Origin of the sequence: Arthrobacter echini (genome assembly GCF_008107445.1) — a bacterium.
GTDB lineage: Bacteria > Actinomycetota > Actinomycetes > Actinomycetales > Micrococcaceae > Arthrobacter_D > Arthrobacter_D echini_A.
Genome location: NZ_VSLD01000029.1, coordinates 1 through 1,481 on the forward strand (window position 1 = coordinate 1; position 1,481 = coordinate 1,481).

General features: G+C 63.3%; 1 protein-coding gene. It reads left to right on the top strand.

The window, feature by feature from the left end; translation table 11 throughout:
- Positions 1-57 precede the first annotated feature (57 nt).
- Positions 58-1,481: FG-GAP repeat domain-containing protein (locus tag FQ377_RS14665; RefSeq protein ID WP_187393400.1), on the top strand; the 1,424-nt coding region annotated here is incomplete at its 3' end.

The window sequence follows — 1,481 nt, forward strand, 5'->3', positions numbered from 1 at the left end:
GTGCCGGTTGCTCCGAAGCCTGTACCGATCGCTCCTAAGCCTGCGCCTGTTGCTCCCGTGGCTGTGATCGATAGGGCGGAGTTGCGGTTCAGTGGCCCCGATTTCACTGGCGACGGGGTCACGGATCTGTTCCACCGGCGCGCTGATGGCACGTTGTGGATCAGCCCGGGAACGAAAAGTAACACCTACGGCACTCCCCGCAAGATCGGGACCGGGTGGGAGGCTTTCAACCAGGTCTTCGCTGTTGCTGACTTCAACGGTGATCGGCGCGCTGACCTGGTAGCGAGGAAGCTCAACGGAGAACTGTTGCTCTACCCAGGCAATGGTGTGGGAGGTTTCCTGAAGAGCTCCCGGATCGGTACCGGTTGGCAGGGCTTCGACTCCGTGATCGGCGTCGGAGACGTCACCGGAGACGGCCGGGCAGACATCGCCGCCCGGAAAGCGGGCACCCTGTCGATCTACCCCGGCTCGGGAACAGGTGGCTTCAAACCGCGCATCACGTCCGGCACGTCCTGGCAGGGACTGCGGTTCGCCAGCGGTATCGGTGACTACAGCGGCGACGACGCCCCCGACATCATCGCCCGCACCACCGCCGGTAACCTCGTGATGTTCCGTAGCCTCCGCAACGGTCAGTTCGCCGCAGCGAAGTCCGTCGGATCCGGGTGGGGCGGCTTCACCGACGTCCTGGCTGGACAGGACGTGAACCGCGACGGACGCGCCGACACTGTGGCGCGTTCTTCCGACGGACGTCTGACCGCCTATCTCGGAAACGGCTTCGGCAGCTACCTCAGGGAAACCATCGCCGCAGGACAGTGGAACTTCACCGAAACCATCGACGGCACCGATTTCGATTCCAACGGCTCGGCCGACATCCTCACCATCAACCCCGCAGGCGCCCTGGCGCTCCACTCCGGTACCGGAGCCGGCAGCACCGCAGCACCACGACAGATCGGAAATGGTTGGCAGGACTTCACCGAGGTCATGAACGGACGGGACTTCGACGGCAACGGGAAACCAGACCTCATCGCCCGCACCAAGACCGGAGACCTCGTCCTCTACACCACCGACGGTAAAGCCAGATTCACCGGCAAACGCACTATCGGCACCGGCTGGGGAAGCTTCACCGACATCATCACCCCCGGCGACTTCAACGGCGACTCCCACCCCGACCTCATCGCCCGCACCAAGGACGGCAAGCTCCTGCTCTACCCAGGAACAGGAACCGGGAAATTCATGAAAGCCAGCTCCATCGGACACGGCTGGAACACCTTCACCACCATCGCCCCCGCGCACGACATCAACGGTGACAAGAAAGCCGATCTCCTGGCCATCACCCCCCAAGGCACCGCCTACATCTATCCCGGAAACGGGACCGGCGGATGGAAACCACGCATCAAGACCACCGAATACTGGTCAGCCACCACCATCCCCGCAGCAGCACGGAACTTCGCCATGCCCAACCAAACAGCAACCCTCACCCC